The 15625-nt window shown below is 43.7% G+C and carries 15 protein-coding genes; 4 read left to right on the top strand and 11 right to left on the bottom strand.

The window, feature by feature from the left end:
• Positions 1–99 precede the first annotated feature (99 nt).
• The 3 genes from pruA to NST15_RS01880 all read right to left on the bottom strand — a co-directional run bounded on the left by pruA (position 100) and on the right by NST15_RS01880 (position 3553).
• Positions 100–1647, bottom strand: coding sequence for an L-glutamate gamma-semialdehyde dehydrogenase (pruA, locus tag NST15_RS01890; RefSeq protein WP_007498254.1), 1548 nt, complete (start codon positions 1645–1647; stop codon positions 100–102).
• A gap of 23 nt (positions 1648–1670) precedes the next feature.
• Entirely contained in the window at positions 1671–2588 is a 918-nt protein-coding gene (locus NST15_RS01885) for a proline dehydrogenase (RefSeq protein ID WP_007498256.1), read from the bottom strand.
• A gap of 161 nt (positions 2589–2749) precedes the next feature.
• A complete protein-coding gene (locus NST15_RS01880; RefSeq protein WP_079920380.1) occupies positions 2750–3553 on the bottom strand; it encodes a nucleotidyltransferase domain-containing protein in 804 nt (267 codons plus the stop codon).
• 60 nt (positions 3554–3613) lie between these two features.
• Between NST15_RS01880 and NST15_RS01875 the strand changes: the two genes are divergently transcribed.
• A complete protein-coding gene (locus NST15_RS01875) occupies positions 3614–3928 on the top strand; it encodes a hypothetical protein (protein WP_008342068.1) in 315 nt (104 codons plus the stop codon).
• Between the two features lie 70 nt (positions 3929–3998).
• Here NST15_RS01875 and NST15_RS01870 read toward each other — a convergent pair whose 3' ends face one another.
• The gene (locus NST15_RS01870; protein WP_008342070.1) at positions 3999–4961 is read right to left on the bottom strand and encodes an acetylxylan esterase; all 963 of its coding nucleotides are present in this window, start codon (positions 4959–4961) and stop codon (positions 3999–4001) included.
• A 209-nt stretch (positions 4962–5170) separates the two neighbouring features.
• On the opposite strand from NST15_RS01870, the gene NST15_RS01865 reads away from it, so the two are divergent.
• The gene (locus NST15_RS01865) at positions 5171–5956 is read left to right on the top strand and encodes a carbon-nitrogen family hydrolase (RefSeq protein ID WP_073414744.1); all 786 of its coding nucleotides are present in this window, start codon (positions 5171–5173) and stop codon (positions 5954–5956) included.
• A gap of 45 nt (positions 5957–6001) precedes the next feature.
• Here NST15_RS01865 and NST15_RS01860 read toward each other — a convergent pair whose 3' ends face one another.
• Entirely contained in the window at positions 6002–6907 is a 906-nt protein-coding gene (locus NST15_RS01860) for a LysR substrate-binding domain-containing protein (RefSeq protein WP_046527179.1), read from the bottom strand.
• A gap of 118 nt (positions 6908–7025) precedes the next feature.
• Between NST15_RS01860 and NST15_RS01855 the strand changes: the two genes are divergently transcribed.
• Complete coding sequence (locus NST15_RS01855) at positions 7026–7799, top strand: class I SAM-dependent methyltransferase (RefSeq protein WP_342498783.1); 774 nt, start codon at positions 7026–7028, stop codon at positions 7797–7799.
• A gap of 39 nt (positions 7800–7838) precedes the next feature.
• Here the strand turns inward: NST15_RS01855 and NST15_RS01850 are convergent, their stop codons facing one another.
• Together NST15_RS01850 and NST15_RS01845 are read right to left on the bottom strand one after the other, a co-directional pair.
• Positions 7839–8396, bottom strand: a complete 558-nt coding sequence (locus NST15_RS01850; RefSeq protein WP_007498270.1) for a shikimate kinase — start codon at positions 8394–8396, stop codon at positions 7839–7841.
• 85 nt (positions 8397–8481) lie between these two features.
• On the bottom strand, positions 8482–9255 hold the full coding sequence (locus tag NST15_RS01845; RefSeq protein ID WP_008342083.1) for an IclR family transcriptional regulator: 774 nt from the start codon (positions 9253–9255) through the stop codon (positions 8482–8484).
• Between the two features lie 143 nt (positions 9256–9398).
• Between NST15_RS01845 and NST15_RS01840 the strand changes: the two genes are divergently transcribed.
• The gene (locus NST15_RS01840) at positions 9399–10760 is read left to right on the top strand and encodes a hypothetical protein (protein ID WP_191219137.1); all 1362 of its coding nucleotides are present in this window, start codon (positions 9399–9401) and stop codon (positions 10758–10760) included.
• Positions 10761–10800: 40 nt separating this feature from the next.
• Here NST15_RS01840 and NST15_RS01835 read toward each other — a convergent pair whose 3' ends face one another.
• From NST15_RS01835 to NST15_RS01820, 4 genes are all read right to left on the bottom strand, one after another.
• Positions 10801–12111 carry an MFS transporter gene (locus NST15_RS01835; protein ID WP_317328570.1) on the bottom strand — a complete coding sequence of 437 codons (1311 nt, stop codon included), beginning with the start codon at positions 12109–12111 and terminating at the stop codon, positions 10801–10803.
• Between the two features lie 45 nt (positions 12112–12156).
• Positions 12157–13359, bottom strand: a complete 1203-nt coding sequence (locus NST15_RS01830; RefSeq protein ID WP_342498782.1) for a CoA transferase — start codon at positions 13357–13359, stop codon at positions 12157–12159.
• Between the two features lie 87 nt (positions 13360–13446).
• Positions 13447–13827 (bottom strand): cupin domain-containing protein, encoded by a 381-nt coding sequence (locus NST15_RS01825; protein WP_008342095.1) that lies wholly within the window; start codon positions 13825–13827, stop codon positions 13447–13449.
• A gap of 23 nt (positions 13828–13850) precedes the next feature.
• Positions 13851–15611 carry a thiamine pyrophosphate-binding protein gene (locus NST15_RS01820; RefSeq protein ID WP_056703027.1) on the bottom strand — a complete coding sequence of 587 codons (1761 nt, stop codon included), beginning with the start codon at positions 15609–15611 and terminating at the stop codon, positions 13851–13853.
• Between the last annotated feature and the right edge of the window lie 14 nt (positions 15612–15625).

Below are 15625 nucleotides of genomic sequence, written 5' to 3'. Positions count from 1 at the left end.
CATTTATCATACTTCTTTCCAGTCATATTTGTATAGAAACAAGTCGTAGACAGGTAAAAAAAGCATGAACTCGCCTGCACGAGTTCATGCTTTTCCATATTAAAACATTTCGCTGATCGTTTTGGCCTGCATGTGCAGAGCAAGGTAATCTGGACCGCCTGCTTTTGAATCAGTTCCTGACATTTTAAAGCCGCCAAATGGGTGGTAACCCACAATCGCTCCCGTACAGTTACGGTTAAAGTAAAGGTTCCCGACATGGAACTCCTGCTTCGCACGGTTGATGTGATCACGATTATTTGTAATGACCGCACCGGTTAACCCGTATTCTGTGTTGTTGGCTACTTCAAGCGCCTCATCAAAGCTTGAGACTTTTGAGAAAGCTAGGACAGGTCCAAAGATTTCTTCTTGCATTAAACGAGATGTTGGCTCTAGATCTGCAAACACGGTTGGATGAATGAAGTACCCTTCTGAATCATCACTTGTTCCGCCAGTGACTAGACGGCCTTCTTGCTTGCCAATCTCGATATATTCTGTGATCTTGTCAAAGGAAGCTTGATCAATGACAGGTCCCATGTACACATCAGCTGATAACGGATTCGCTGTTGTTTTCGTTTCTGTGATTTCCTTCACTCGCTCAACGACTTGGTCATACAGCTTCTCGTGGACGACAGCACGAGATCCAGCTGAACATTTTTGACCTGAGAATCCGAAGGCTGATGTGAAAATGGCGTTAGCCGCTAATTCAACATCTGCATCCTCATCTACAACGACTGTATCTTTACCGCCCATTTCAGCAATGACACGCTTTAAATGCTGTTGTCCTGGCTGTACTTTTGCCGCACGTTCAAAAATACGTGTGCCCACTTCTCTTGATCCAGTGAATGTAATAAGGCTTGTTTTCGGATGATCTACTAAGTAATCTCCTACTTCTGCTCCGCTACCTGGCACGAAGTTGACAACACCTTTCGGCAGACCTGCTTGCTCCAGTTCTTCTACAAAGCGGGCTGCAATGACAGGCGTCGCACTTGCTGGTTTTAAAACAACTGTATTCCCTGTGACGATTGGTGCAACGGTTGTTCCTGCCATGATCGCAAACAAGAAGTTCCATGGTGGAATGACAAGCGTCACGCCAGTTGGTGTGTACACATATTGATTGCGTTCCCCTTCGCGGCTGTTCACCGGTTTGCCTTTCGCAAGCTCTAGCATTTGACGGGCATAATACTCTAGGAAGTCAATGGCTTCTGCTGTATCTGCATCCGCTTCATTCCAAGGCTTCCCTGCTTCTTTTACGAGAAGGGCTGAATACTCATGCTTTTTACGGCGAATGCTTGCCGCAGCGCGGAATAAGACGCCGGCTCTTTCTTCTGGAGACGTGTAGCGCCATGTTTCAAACGCTTTTGCCGCAGCTTGAATCGCTTGCTCTGCCTCTTCTTTCCCAGCTTTTGATACGGTACCCACGACTTCTTCCTTCTTCGCCGGATTGATCGAGACAATCTTGTCTGTTGTTTCGATTCTTTCTCCATTAATCACAAGCGGATAGGTTTGCCCAAGTGATTCTGTTACTTTGGCTAATGCTTGTTCAAACGCTTGGCGATTTTCTTCCTGGCTAAAATCCGTGAATGGTTCATGCTTGTAAGGTGTTGTCATCTTTGTCACGCTCCCGTTTCAAATTATTTTCTCGTCATCCCTTTTAAAGCAAATGCAATGTTTGCCGGTCGTTCTGCAAGACGTCTCATGTAGTAGCCATACCACTCTCGTCCATACGGGGTGTAGACCCTCATTTGATAGCCTTCCTTCACGAGTGCTTGCTGCGTTTCTGATCTCATGCCATACAGCATTTGAAATTCGAACTGATCTGTCTGTATATTGTGTTTTTTCACAATATGTTTCGTAAATTCGATCATTTGATCGTCATGTGTCGCAATGGCTGTATAATTCCCTGAGAGTAACTGCTTTTCGATCAGCTTCTTGTAATTCTGATCGACGTCTTTTTTGTTTGGATACGCCACTTCGGCAGATTCCTTATAGGCACCCTTTACAAGTCTTAAAAATGGCTGCAACTCATTTAGGTCATCAAGATCTTGTTCTGTTCTGTACAAATACGCCTGCAAAACCGTACTGACATACTCATATTGAGATTTCATTTCTTTAAAAATGTCCAGCGTCTTTTGACAGCGCTGTTCATCCTCCATATCAATTGTCACCATAATACGGTGTTTCTCTGCCGTATCTAAAATGCTTTTCATATTGCGATACACAAGGTCATCGTCAATATCTAAGCCAAGCGATGTCATTTTAAGTGAGACGTGGGAATTGAGTCCCGCCTCTGCAATTCGCTGAATGGTTTGAATACACTCATTCGTCCGCTCATTTGCAATCTCTGCCTTTGTGACAAACTCACCAAGGTGATCAACCGTTACGGCCATACCTTGATCGTTTAATCGTTTGATGACAGGGATAGCGCTCTCAAAATCCTTCCCACCGATGATTTTCTTTGATGCAACAGCACTTCCCCAATTACGAGCAATATGGTTCAAGAGACTGCTCTTTGACAAAAACAAGAAGAAATTTCTTGTGACCGACTCCATAAAGGGCACCTCCCACTCTTTGTAAGCTATGTCTTTATTGTAAGGCTCATGAGCTGTCCGCTACAATATTTGAAGATGACAAAAATTCTGACTTTTTTTGTGGTTTTATCACAATAAGAGATAAAAAAGAGCCTACCGCTAACCGGCTGGCTCTTTCATGCTTACGCCCACACCTCATCAAGGGTAGACTGCAAAAGCTCATTTAATTCTTGCATCAGATTGTCTTTCGGCTGATTGTAGCTTTTCACCAATTCATCAAAACGCACCAGCTCTTGATCAATAAATGGATGGACATGAGCGAGACGGTTCTCTACATCCATTTCTTCTCCGTCCATTTTACGTTTGAGCAGTTCGTGAATTTCTGCTAACAGCGGGCCTTCCTCCACTAGCTCCTTGAGTAATTCATGAAAATCCATTGGTGGAACCGTCCGGTAGCGTTCAATCCACTGACAGGCAAGCAGCGGACGAAGCACATAGAAATACTTCTTGATTCGCACCTGCTCTCCTCGTAAATGCCGGCTCTCATTCCGCTTCGCCATATTGAGGTAATGATACATCAAAGCCGCAGGGTAAAACGCTCGATCCTTTAATTCTCTTAGCTGCTTTGCCAAAGAGAAAGATTCAGCATAAATGATATCAGAAGACAGCCATTCCATAATGGACGGATTCGATTTATTGAATAAACGCAGCGCCTTTCGCAGCTCCCAGCCGCTGATATCAAGCATGTCATCAATCGGCCGTTCAATGACATCTCGATGTTCTTCCATCGCCCAGTACCATTCCTTCCGGGGAACGTATAAAAAGCGAACATCATAATCACTGTCAGTTGAAGGAAATCCCCATGCCCTGCTGCCCGATTCAACGGCGAGACAAATCTTGATGTCATACGTTTCTTCGATGATTTTCAGCTCTTCCTTAATTCTTTCTCTCAAGTGTCCATCAACTCTTTCTATAGAATTCTGCATGACTTCTTCACCTTTTGGGAAAATACGAATAAGACATATATGAAAAAGGAGTTGGATCTGATGTCTATATCTCGCATTATGAAATGGATCACTGGGATTTTTGAAGCTTGCCTTGCTATCCCTGTGATCGGAGGTCTATTCGTTATCAGCAATGGCTATTCACCGCTCATGGTCATGCTTATTCTGCATATTATCACACTCGTCTTATCGAAGCGAGACCAGGGACCAATGATCGGAAGTATCATTGGAATTGTCACATCCTGCCTTGCATGGATTCCGATTCTCGGATTCATCCTTCACATCATCACAGCCCTTGCCCTGATCGTTACAGCATTAGTGCCTGATGAAAAAACAAGACAGAACACCAGTTATTAAGCTGATCGCTCCAATAGCTGAAAAAGACAAAGAGCTAAAATGAATGTCATTTTAGCTCTTTGTCATGCTCTTATGTTGATAGAAGCAAATGCTTTTGTAAAAAGGACAGCTTCTCTGTTTGAAAAGCAGGAATAAACTCGTGCCCAAAATATCGGTACACTTTCAGCTCTTTATCTGTTTCTAAATGATTGTATGCCGCAAACACGGTGGATGGCGGTGTCACTTGATCAATCAGACCGATCGCCATCAATGTTGGCTGTTTCACCCAGCCGGCTAAATTGATTAAATCAAAGTAACTTAATGTCTCAAATCCCTTTTCTTCAGCTTCAGGATCACTGTTTCTGCGAAAGTATGAATTGATTTCTAAATAAGGCTGCTCCAAGGCAACATCAACCGCACGCTCAAAATTTGATAAGTAAGGATAGTCTGCCACAACGACTTTTGGAATGTCTGAAAGGGCTGCTGCCGCAATCGCTAATGCACCCCCCTGACTTCCACCGATCACGCCGATACGGTGTTCATCTACTTCGGGGAAAGACTGAATGACTTCGAGTGCACGAACAGCATCTAGATAAACACCTCGATAATAGTACGTATCCTTCGATAAAATGCCTTTTGTCATCCACCCTAATGCATGCCCGCCTGGCGTCACTGATGTGTCTTCACTGCCACCTTGACCACGGACAAGCATTCCAAACGTCGCATAGCCATGCAGCGCCCAGTTGACGATGTCGTGAATGCCGCCGTCATAGCTGGCATTATAGCCATGAAAACGAACGAGCGCTGGATGCGGACCAGTTTGATCAGGCACAGCATAAAAGCCTTCAATTTTAGAATGTCCAAAGCTTTGATACGTCAGGCGGTACACCTTGACGCCTTTCACTGGATAGTCATAAGATTCAAGTGTTGGCTCTGCCTCCACTTGGCGCAGTTCTTCGAGCGATTTCTTCCAAAAGTCTGAGAAATCAGGACGTGCTGTTTTCTTTGGTTTATATTTTTTTAGCTCTTCTAGTGATAAATCGAATAATTGCATATCATACTATTCCCCTTTGTTTTATTAGTTATGAGTATCATACCACTCATTTCTTGATTGAGAAAGTCATTTAACAAAACCTTCTGACATTTCTATTGGCAAAGATAGCGGAAAGCTTTATGATAAAGAAACTGGCTTGAAGACTAGATGTTTCAGGCAATATCAACGAACCATTCATTGCATGAAACGAATAAAGGAGGACGACCGACATGAACATCGCCCTGATTCAAATGGACGTACAAATAGGAGAACCTGATGTAAACTTTCAGAAAGCAGAAGCATGTTTAGAAGAAGCCATCCGCCAACAGCCTGATTTGATTATTCTACCTGAAATGTGGAATACCGGCTATGCGTTAGAACAAGCGGATGAGCTTGCCGATGCAGATGGCGAGCGAACAAAACAACTCTTCTCTTCCTTTGCTCGTCAGCACCAAGTGTATCTCATCGCAGGCAGTGTTTTAAATAAGAGGACAGAAGATGAAAACATCACCAATACAATGTATGTCTTTAACCGTCAAGGTGAGCTTTTGTTAGATTATGATAAAATTCATTTATTCCGCTTAATGGATGAACACAACTATTTAACCGCCGGTCATCAGCTTGGTTTATTTAACTATGATGAAGATGTCAAGATTGGCACCATGATCTGCTATGACCTCCGCTTCCCTCAGCTTTCTAGGACGCTCGTGAACAAAGGGGCGAAGGTGCTTGTTAATACCGCTCAATGGCCGTCAGCAAGAGTGGACCATTGGCGCAGTCTGCTCATCGCAAGAGCCATTGAGAATCAGTCATTTGTGATTGCGGTGAACCGGACGGGCACAAGCAGAGACACTGAATTCCCTGGTCACTCCATGGTGATTGACCCGCTCGGACGCATTCTACTTGAGACAAATGATGAAGAAGACATTTATTATGCAAACATTGATCTTCAGCTCGTAGATGAAGTGAGACAACAAATCCCCGTCATGACAGATCAGCGGCTGGATTTATATTAGAAAGCAGGGGGCTCCCCTGCTTTTTGCGTTTAATTAAACGTTTGTTTAAGCTTTTCCTTGATTCTGTTGAAGGTCCATGAAGGCTTGCGCGGCTTTCGTTAAATATCTTTCTTCCACATATGCAAACACAAGTGTGCGGGTTGGGCATGAATCAATGTGTAAATAAGTGACTGCTTTCCTTTCCTCTTGTGCCACCATTTTCGGCACCACCGTCACACCTAGCTCATTTTCAACCAATGCCTGAGCTGTTTGAATATGACTTGTTTCAAATGCAACCCTCGGCCGAAAGCCATGATGACGGCACAGTTCCGTGACCACTTGCCGAAAGCCATATCCCTCTTTCAGCATAATAAATGGGGCATCTTTCAAAAGATGAAACGGGACAGACCCTTCTTGATCCGCTTGATTGATGATTTCATTGAGTTCATCCGTCAACCACGGTTGAGCCGTTTGCGGAATGGCGAGGAGAAGCGGCTCTGTCAGCATTTGTTTTGTTTTCAATGATTCATGCTCGACAGGCAGAGAAAGAATCGCCAGATCCAGTTTCCCAGCGAGTAAACGTCTTTCTAGCTCACGAGGCGATTCTTCTATCAAATGAACGTGAACGTGCGGATACGTTTGACAATAGGTTTTTAATAAACTTGGCAGGACATATCCCCCTGTGACAGCTGGCGCACCGATCATCAGTTCTTTCCCTACCTCATAAGCAGCTTCCCCCATCTCACGCAACAAATCATCTCGTTCCTTCAAAATGGTTTCTGCTCTTTTGATCAATCGGTTTCCTTGAGGTGTAGGAGTGACTTGTCCATACTTCCGAATAAACAGAGGAGTATCTAATTCCTCCTCAAGTTTTTTAATTTGCTGACTTAACGAGGGCTGTGCAATGTGAAGTTTTTCCGCTGCTTTTGTAAAGCTTTGCTGCCGGTACACTTCCATGACATATTCCATCATTCGTATATCCACTTCTCTCACCTCATAGGTTTTAACTATTCATATCATATCTTTTATGTCTTAGACAAATCACGGGAAGAACCCTACGATAAAGAAACAACAAAAAGGGGGTAAAGGAATGAATCCATATTCAAAAGCCGAGAAACAATTCTCACAAAATGCAGAGAACTACCGAGATTCACCCATCTTTGCAGCGGGAAAAGAACTTGAATGGATGAAAACGGCGGCGAAGGCAAAGGGCGATGAGCATCTACTTGATATCGGCTGCGCGGCAGGTCATACCGTTTTTTCCTTTTCAGACGTCATCTCTAAAGGAATCGGGATTGATGTCACACCCAAAATGATCGAGGTTGCTACAGCACTTGCGGAAGAGCGACAGCTGAACCACATTACGTTTGAGCAGGCATCCGCAGACGCATTGCCCTTTTCTGATGCATCATTTGATCTGGTCACATGCCGATTTGCTGCTCATCACTTCCCACATCTCCCGGCAGCCATGTCTGAAATCAGCCGAGTCTTAAAGAAAGGCGGCAAATTTCTACTTGTCGATCATTATGCACCTGAAAACCAAGCACAGGATGACTTTATTAATCATTTAAATAGACTGAGAGATCCCTCCCATGTGCGAGAAAGCTCGTTATCAGAATGGAAAGAGCTTTTCGCTGACAACCATCTGACGAAAGAAGATATCCGTTACTGGGATCTGCATATTGATTATCAGGACTGGATCATACGAGGACATACACCAGAAAATGTTCAAAAGGAAATCGTTGCCCACCTTCATGCTGCAGACGATGAAACGAAACAGCTGTTTCAACTGCAATTCGATGAACATCGTCAGCCAACATCCTTTTGCCTAAAAGCTGCACTGCTTCAAGGAATCAAACACTGATCCTATAGAAAAAAGTCTACCCTAAAGCGGTAGACTTTTTTATTTCGAATATAAATCCCAGCCGAGCTTGAGTGTGTCGACAATATAATTGGCGACTTCTTCAGCTTCTAGATGATCTGTTTCCACTCTTGAGTTATGAAGGGAATAAATTTCCCGGCGCTCTTCAAACAGCTCTTTCATCTCGTCAAGCGTGCGGTTATGAAGAACAGGACGGTTTTCAATTAAAATATCCAGCCGCTGTTTCCAATTCTCCCAAGATAGGTCAAGGAAAAGAACCGTACAATGCTTTAAGCAAGATCGTTTGATTTCTTCCTGTTTAAACGCACCGCCTCCAAGAGACACGATCTTTAGCTGAGTATGTTCACATAAATCGACGATATAGTCCTTTTCAGCCTGCCTGAAGAACGCTTCTCCTTTTTGCTGAAACATTTCTGGAATCGTCATGTTGTACTTTTTCTCAATCTCCTGATCAACATCAATAAAATCTCTATATAACTTTTTGGCAACCAGCTGCCCAATGGTTGTTTTCCCAACGCCCATAAAGCCAATGAGGACAATATTTCGCTGTCTCACAGGAATCTCTCTATTGTTTTTCATGTTCGTGACACGTCCTCCTTACGACAAGGAATGCTACATAATGTTTCTATTATATGATAAATGGACTGAGAAAAGATAGGCATTCTTAAAAATTGTGTTTGACGACGTAACCGAGCTGTTCGGAGAGCTTCTCGGCATGCTCTTTCACTTTTTGCTGCAGCTGAGGGATGACATCTTCAGTAAATCGTTGGGTCGGTCCAGATATGGATAAACATGCCTGCACCTCCCCATGAATGTTAAAGATCGGTGCCGCCACTGCCGCCGATCCGACTTCCCGTTCATCAATACTGCAAGCGGTGTGCGTTTCAAGAATATGACGACATTCTTTTCGCCATTCCTCCATCGTCATGTGATCAGCCTCAGACGCGAAAACTTGCTGTTGAAACTCTTCGCTTTGGAAAGCAAGCAGCACCTTTCCACCAGCACCAGCGTATAACGGCAGCTTCTCACCGATTTTCACAAGATGCCGAATCGATTGCAGCCCTTCGGCTTGTTCAATACATACCCTGCTTTTGTGATCCAGCACATACAGGTTGACGGTTTCCTTTGTTTCATCACGAAGTGTGTACATGAGCGGTTTTGCCAGTTCCCTCAATTTGATGGACTTCCCAGCAATATAACCGAGAAGATAAAGTCTTTGACCGAGCCGGTACTTCATTGTCTCTTGGTTCTTTTCCACAAAATGATTCATTTCAAGTGCCTTGAGCAGTCTCGTTGTGGTAGACATTGCTAAGTTCATCTCTTTTGAAATGTCCGTTAGCGTCAACTCTTGACGTTCTTCGCTAAAGCAAGAAAGAATATCCAAAGCGCGCTGAACGGTACGCAATCCTGATTCTTCTTTTGACTTCTTATCAGCCATGTTCACTTTCTCCTTTTCCCCTTTGATTTCTTATCGACATGATTGACCAATTTTGCTATAATCCATTTTAAATGTTCCATTAAAAGAAAACAAATTCCACTGTACGGAATAAAACCAATAGATGTTTTGATGGAGGAGATATCATGATCTACCTGCTACTTTTCACACTTCTTATTAGCTTATACATCGTTCATCAACTATTCCCTGCTCCCATTCTCTCCTATTTGGTTGGTCTGCTGGCGGCTGCTTCGCTCACCATTTCCTTTAAGAAGGCAAGTGGGCTTTATTTGAAAACGGGTGCTATGTTTCTCTTGATTGGATTGGTGTTATTTTTCTGGTCAGAACAGCCTTTGCATACGCTTTTTCTTCATTTTCATTCCATGTTAGGCTTGCTTTCTTTATTTTTCATGCTGCCATTTATTCATTCTCTCATACACGTTGGACATTTCGATACTCAATTAAATAAACTGCTTACCTTACATACAACGAGCACAAATCAGCTTTATCGCAAGAGTTCATTTGTCACTCATGTTCTTGGTATGTTTTTAAATATCGCAACGATTCCCTTATTATATACATCCTTGAAACCATCGCTGAACGCCCTTCAGGAACAAGTCAAACAGCACCTTTATACGCGCAATCTTTTAAGGTCATATGCGCTATGTCTTAGCTGGAGTCCTGTCGAAGTACTGGTGAGTGTCACCATTGATGCAACCAAATTGAAATATTATCAGATTGCACCCGTTACGTTTTGTTTAATGGTGCTTGTGCTGTTGACGGATTGGTTGCTGTTTTCTCGTCAAAGCAAACGATTGCCGCATATCATCCAGCCGGCGGAAGCTCACTCCAACCCTCATCGCATCAAGAGAAAAACCCTTCAGCTTGCTTTTATGCTGCTCAGTTTTATGACAGTCGTTTCGCTTGTTGACGCCTGGGTTGGGAAAGGTTATCTGTTCGCTGTTGTGCTGACGATTATTCCTTTCGCTCTATTATTCTCGTCTATCATCAAAAAACGAAAACAATATGTAGCCGTCTCTATTCCCCATTGGAAAGAACGAACCCGTCAGCTCTCCAATTATATGTGTCTATTTTTAAGCGCGGGCTTCTTTGTCGATATGCTGCTTGTCACAAACAGCCTGCAGCCGATTCAAGCATTTATCGTCAGTATATCAGATCATGCCATTTGGGTTTATGGGGTCATCGGGCTGTATTTTCTCATCACCGCTCTTTGCGGTTTTCACCCGCTCGTTTCGCTTGCTCTATTAGTGAGCTTGATGGCACCTGTCATTCATGAACTGCCTGCCCTTCCCATCGCAATCATGTTCATTATCGCTGGAACCTCAACGGTCATGTTTAGCCCATATAATGTATCTGTCTCCCTATTAGCCGATTTGATGAAGGTTAACCCTTACCGAATCACTCGATGGAATATCTGGTTTGCTGGTTTTTATATCAGCATGGGTATCGCATGTGCAACGATTATCACCGTCATCTTTTATTCATAGAAAAAGAGAACCCAATGAGTTCTCTTTTTCTTGCTCTCTATTATTTTAATTGAATCCGCTCAATCTTACCTACAATAAAGATATACGACAACGCTCCGCCTAATGCCACTAAGCTGACGAATAAAATACCGCCGTTGTAAGAGCCTGTCGCCGATACAATGAATCCGATAATCAGCGGGGTGATGATGCCGGATAAGTTAGCAAAAAAGTTGAATACGCCGCCAGCCAGCCCTACCATTTCTCTTGGTGCCACCTCAGACAGCATGGTCCAGGAGATATTAGACAGTCCTTGCGCAAAGGAGGCGATGGATAAAATAGTCAGCACAAGCGGGATATTCGTTGTAAAATTCGCTAAAACAATGGTACTTGTCAGAAGCAGACCGACCACAACCGGCAGCTTTCTCGCTACATTGACCGATACACCCTTTTTAAGCAGCCAGTCAGACACATATCCTCCAAACAGCACCCCAAAGAATGCAGCGATGTATGGCAGGGATGCCGCAAAACCTACTTTGAGAAAGGCCATATTTTTCGCCTCTGCTAAATAGGTCGGAAACCATGTTAAAAAGAAAAAGAGGGTAGACGCAACAGAAAATTGACCAATATAGAGTCCAATCAATTTACGATATTTTAAAAGTGCGGCAAAGTCTGCCCATTTCAGTTTCTCCTGTGATGCCACTGTCAGTCCTTCGCCTTGACGGATCAATTCTAGCTCATCTTCATTGATCTTTGGATGCTCTTTCGGTTCGTGATAATACTTGTACCAAAAGAAAGCAAATATAATACCGAGCGCACCTGCCGTGATAAAGACGGTTCTCCAATCGAAAGTTGTCATGATCCAAAAAAGAAGAGGTGTCGCAAATGCAAGCCCCACATACTCTCCAGCGGTATAAACCCCTGTTGCAAATGCGCGTTCCCGCCTTGGAAACCAAGTGGTCACAATGCGGTTATTCGCAGGAAATGCGGGAGATTCTGTAATTCCGATAAACAAACGGCAGCCAAATAAGAAGGCAAAGCTGTTCGCAAACGCCTGTAAACCGGTGAAAATAGACCAAGTAATGAGTGATATTCCATACGTTACCTTTGATCCAAACTTATCAAGAATAAAGCCGCCAGGGATCTGCATGGCTGTATAGGTCCAGCTAAATGCTGAAAAGATGAGGCCTAATAAGGCAGGGTTTAATTGCAATGAAGACTGAATCGCAGGTGCAACAATGGATACACTGGCTCGATCAATATAATTAATAGCGGTAATAAAAAACAACAGAATCAAGATGCCGAAACGAGCTTTTGTTGGTTTCGCATAAGTAGGCCGCAAGTCGTTCCCCTTCAGTTCTGAATGCACTTTCATAACCATCCTCCTTTGTTTCCGCAGCGTGCGGATCGGTTGAGTGTCTTAAATGACCCCTTTTTCTTCTAACTGTTTACACTCTTCTTCTGTGAAGCCAAGCATTTTCGTTAAAATTTCATAATTATGTTCACCTAAATCAGGCGCAATATGGCGAATACGGCCGGGGGTTTTTTCAAACTTCGGAATGATCCCAGGCACCTTCACTTTTCCAAGACGCGGATGATGCACCTCGACAATATTTTCTCGTGCTTTAAATTGCGGATGCTCAAAGATATCCCGAATGCTTAGAATCGGACTCACAGGCACACCATGTGTATCTAGAATGTCTAGGACGTCATCTCTTGTTTTGGACGCAATCCACTGCGAGACGATCGCATCCATTTCATCGTTATGCTTCAGCCTGGCTGCATTCACAGAGAATTTCTCGTTCTCAAGTAAATCTAAGCGATTCATCGCCTCTGCCAATCGATTAAAGGTCGAATCTGTACTCGTCACAAGAACCAAATAATGCCCATCCTTTGTCTCATAGGTGCCGGCAGGGCTTGAATGACCGCTTAACCCTGGTGAACGCTCACGCACCTTCCCTAGCTTGTCATATTCAGCAACCAAAAATTCTAACATGCGGAACACAGATTCATAGAGAGCCAAATCCACCATTTGCCCAGTTCCTTCTGAATGTGTGTCACGGTAATACATCGCTGTCACAGTGGCAAACGCCACATAAATTCCTGCGATATAATCCGTAAGGGAAAAGGAAGGGCTGACTGGATGCCGATCTGGATACCCTTGAATATATGTAAAGCCGCTAAACGCCGTCGCAGGTGTACCAAATCCCGCCTTGTCCTTAAACGGACCGGTTTGCCCATAACCCGAAACACGAATCATAATTAAACGAGGGTTGATTTCTTTTAATACATCGTACCCAACGTCCCATTTTTCAAGTGTTCCCGGACGAAAATTTTCAATGATCACATCAACCTGCGCTGCAAGCTTTTTAAAAATGTCTTTTGCTTCTTCTTTGTGCAAATCGAGTGTAAGAGATTTCTTATTCCTTGAGAGCCCTGACCATCTCAAAGGTTCACCATCTGCAAAAGGGCCAACATGCCGCAGTGTATCCCCTTTTCCAGGAATCTCGACTTTAATGACCTCTGCACCAAAATCCCCTAGAAGCACCGCGCCGTATGGTGCAGCAATCATCGTAGAAACATCTAATATTTTGATTCCTTCAAGCGGTGTATTCTTATTCATTGCTTGACTCCCTTTCATTCAATTGATAAAGGGCTAAAATGCTTTCTATTTTAGCCCCTTTTCTTCTTTCTCTCGTGCAAGGTTTTTTTAGTCCTTCGGAAGCTGCCCTTGCGGTGTATAGAGCCAAATCAGCCATAAAGGTTCGTCCCCTGTGTTCACATGCTGATGTGAGACACCATCTGGAATAAACATAAAGTCATTTTGTTTAAATGATTGTCTTTCTCCATCGCAAATGACTTCGCCAGACCCTTTAATCACATAATCAAATTCCTCTGAACCCGGATGATTGTGTACCGAGCTTGCTTCGCCCGGCTCAAAAATAGTGAGACCTGCCATCATATGCTCTGACCCTACGGTATCTGGTGTTATCGTTTGAAACACTTTCCGAATCATTTTCTCTTCTGGATGATCTAAACCTAACCATAATGGATGACCGTCTTGAAATGGATTTAATACTTTAATTTTCATTGTTTATTCCTCCCTAGTCATGTTTAGTTCACACTGACATGTGAGCGTTTTGTATTTGGTGAATAAATATCATTAATGTTCCAATGTCCATCAGTAGGCACTGGATCATTTTTCATCGCTACATCAATGACACATGGTTCCTGAGAGGCGATCGCTTCAGCCAAAGCTTCTTTGAATTCAGAAGCCGCCGTAATTTTGATTCCCTTCATCCCATAACCTCTCGCAATGGCTGCAAAATCAGGCGAATAGCTTTCTCCATCTTTTCTAAAAACAGTGCCGTATGTCGTTTCATAGTGTGCCATTTGCAAGCCGGCGATCGTCCCAAACGCACTATTGTTCATCACAATCCACACGACAGGAATGTTTTCTTCCATGGCTGTTGCGAGAACAGATGGATTTTGACCGAATCCGCCGTCCCCAACAAGTGATACAACGACACGGTCAGGCTGGGCAATCTTTGCTCCAAGTGCAGCGGGAGCGCCAAATCCCATCGTCGCAAAACCACCTGGGGTTAAAATAGTGCCTGGCGTGTATACGGGAAATTGCTGTCCGACCCCATTTTTATTCCAGCCAACATCGGTTGTAATGAAGGCATCAGGTGGCAATACTTCTCGCACTTCCTGCAAAATACGCTGTGGTTTCATTGGGAAAGACTCGTCTTGAATATTCGTCAAATTACTCTTCTGAAATTCCTCACGATATGCCGCAATGTCTTTTTTCAATTGAGGGCGATCCAGACCTTCTGGCAGCCTTTCTTTCGCCACACGATTGAGTACAGTCAACGCCTGCTTGAGATCTGCTACCGCTCCAATTTCAACAGGATAGTTCCGGCCAATTTCATTCGGATCAATGTCAATATGAATGAGCTTGGTTGATTGGAAATTGAACGTATACTCCGATTCCCACGAACTCGCATCTGCTTCAGCAAAACGGGTGCCTAATGCCAATATATAATCCGCTTCTTTACACTGATCATTGATAAATTTCGTTCCCCAAAATCCTGTCATGCCAAGGGTCATTGGATGATCATCCGGCATCGCCCCTTTCCCCATCAGAGAATGGGCAACAGGGATGCTCAAATGGTCAGAAAATGCCTTTAACTCTTCTGCTGCATCGGCTAGTAAAATGCCTCCCCCTACATATAAGAGCGGTTTGTCTGCCTGCAGCAATCGATCTAATATCCGATTCGCTGTTTGATCATCAATAGATGGTTTTTCAACGGTGTGTGTATGATGAGCGATTTGTTCAAATAACGACACATCTAAGTCTTTTGAGAAGACATCCATCGGAACTGAAATCAGGACTGGCCCAGGGCGGCCGCTTTCAGCTAACTGAAACGCTTTTGATAAAATTTCTGGAAATAATTCTGGAATGTCGACTCGCCATGCTCTTTTCACAAATGGGCGATAAATTTCGTATTGAGAAGCATCGGAATGAAGATTGATTTCTTGGTGTGGGTGCTTTCCGTAGTAATGACTTGGAACATCTCCTGCAATGACAACCATTGGAATGGAATCGAGTGCGGCATTCGCTACGCCTGTTGCCGCATTGGTGAGTCCAGGACCTAAGTGACTGAGCACAACAGCCGTCTGTTTTTTCGCTCGTGCATAACCATCTGCTGCATGCGCCGCTATCTGTTCATGTCTGACATTCACAAATTGAATACGGCTTTTTTCTAGGGCTGATAAAAAAGCAATATTCGTATGACCGCACAGACCGAAGATATGCTCAACTCCTCGATTTTCTAAATACTGAATGACCTGTGTAGATATATTCTTCTTCATGTTTCTCTCCTCTC

The sequence above is a fragment of the Bacillus sp. FSL R5-0820 genome (genome assembly GCF_038593385.1).
Lineage (GTDB): Bacteria > Bacillota > Bacilli > Bacillales > Bacillaceae > Bacillus > Bacillus altitudinis.
This window is presented reverse-complemented; position numbering and strand designations above follow the sequence as displayed.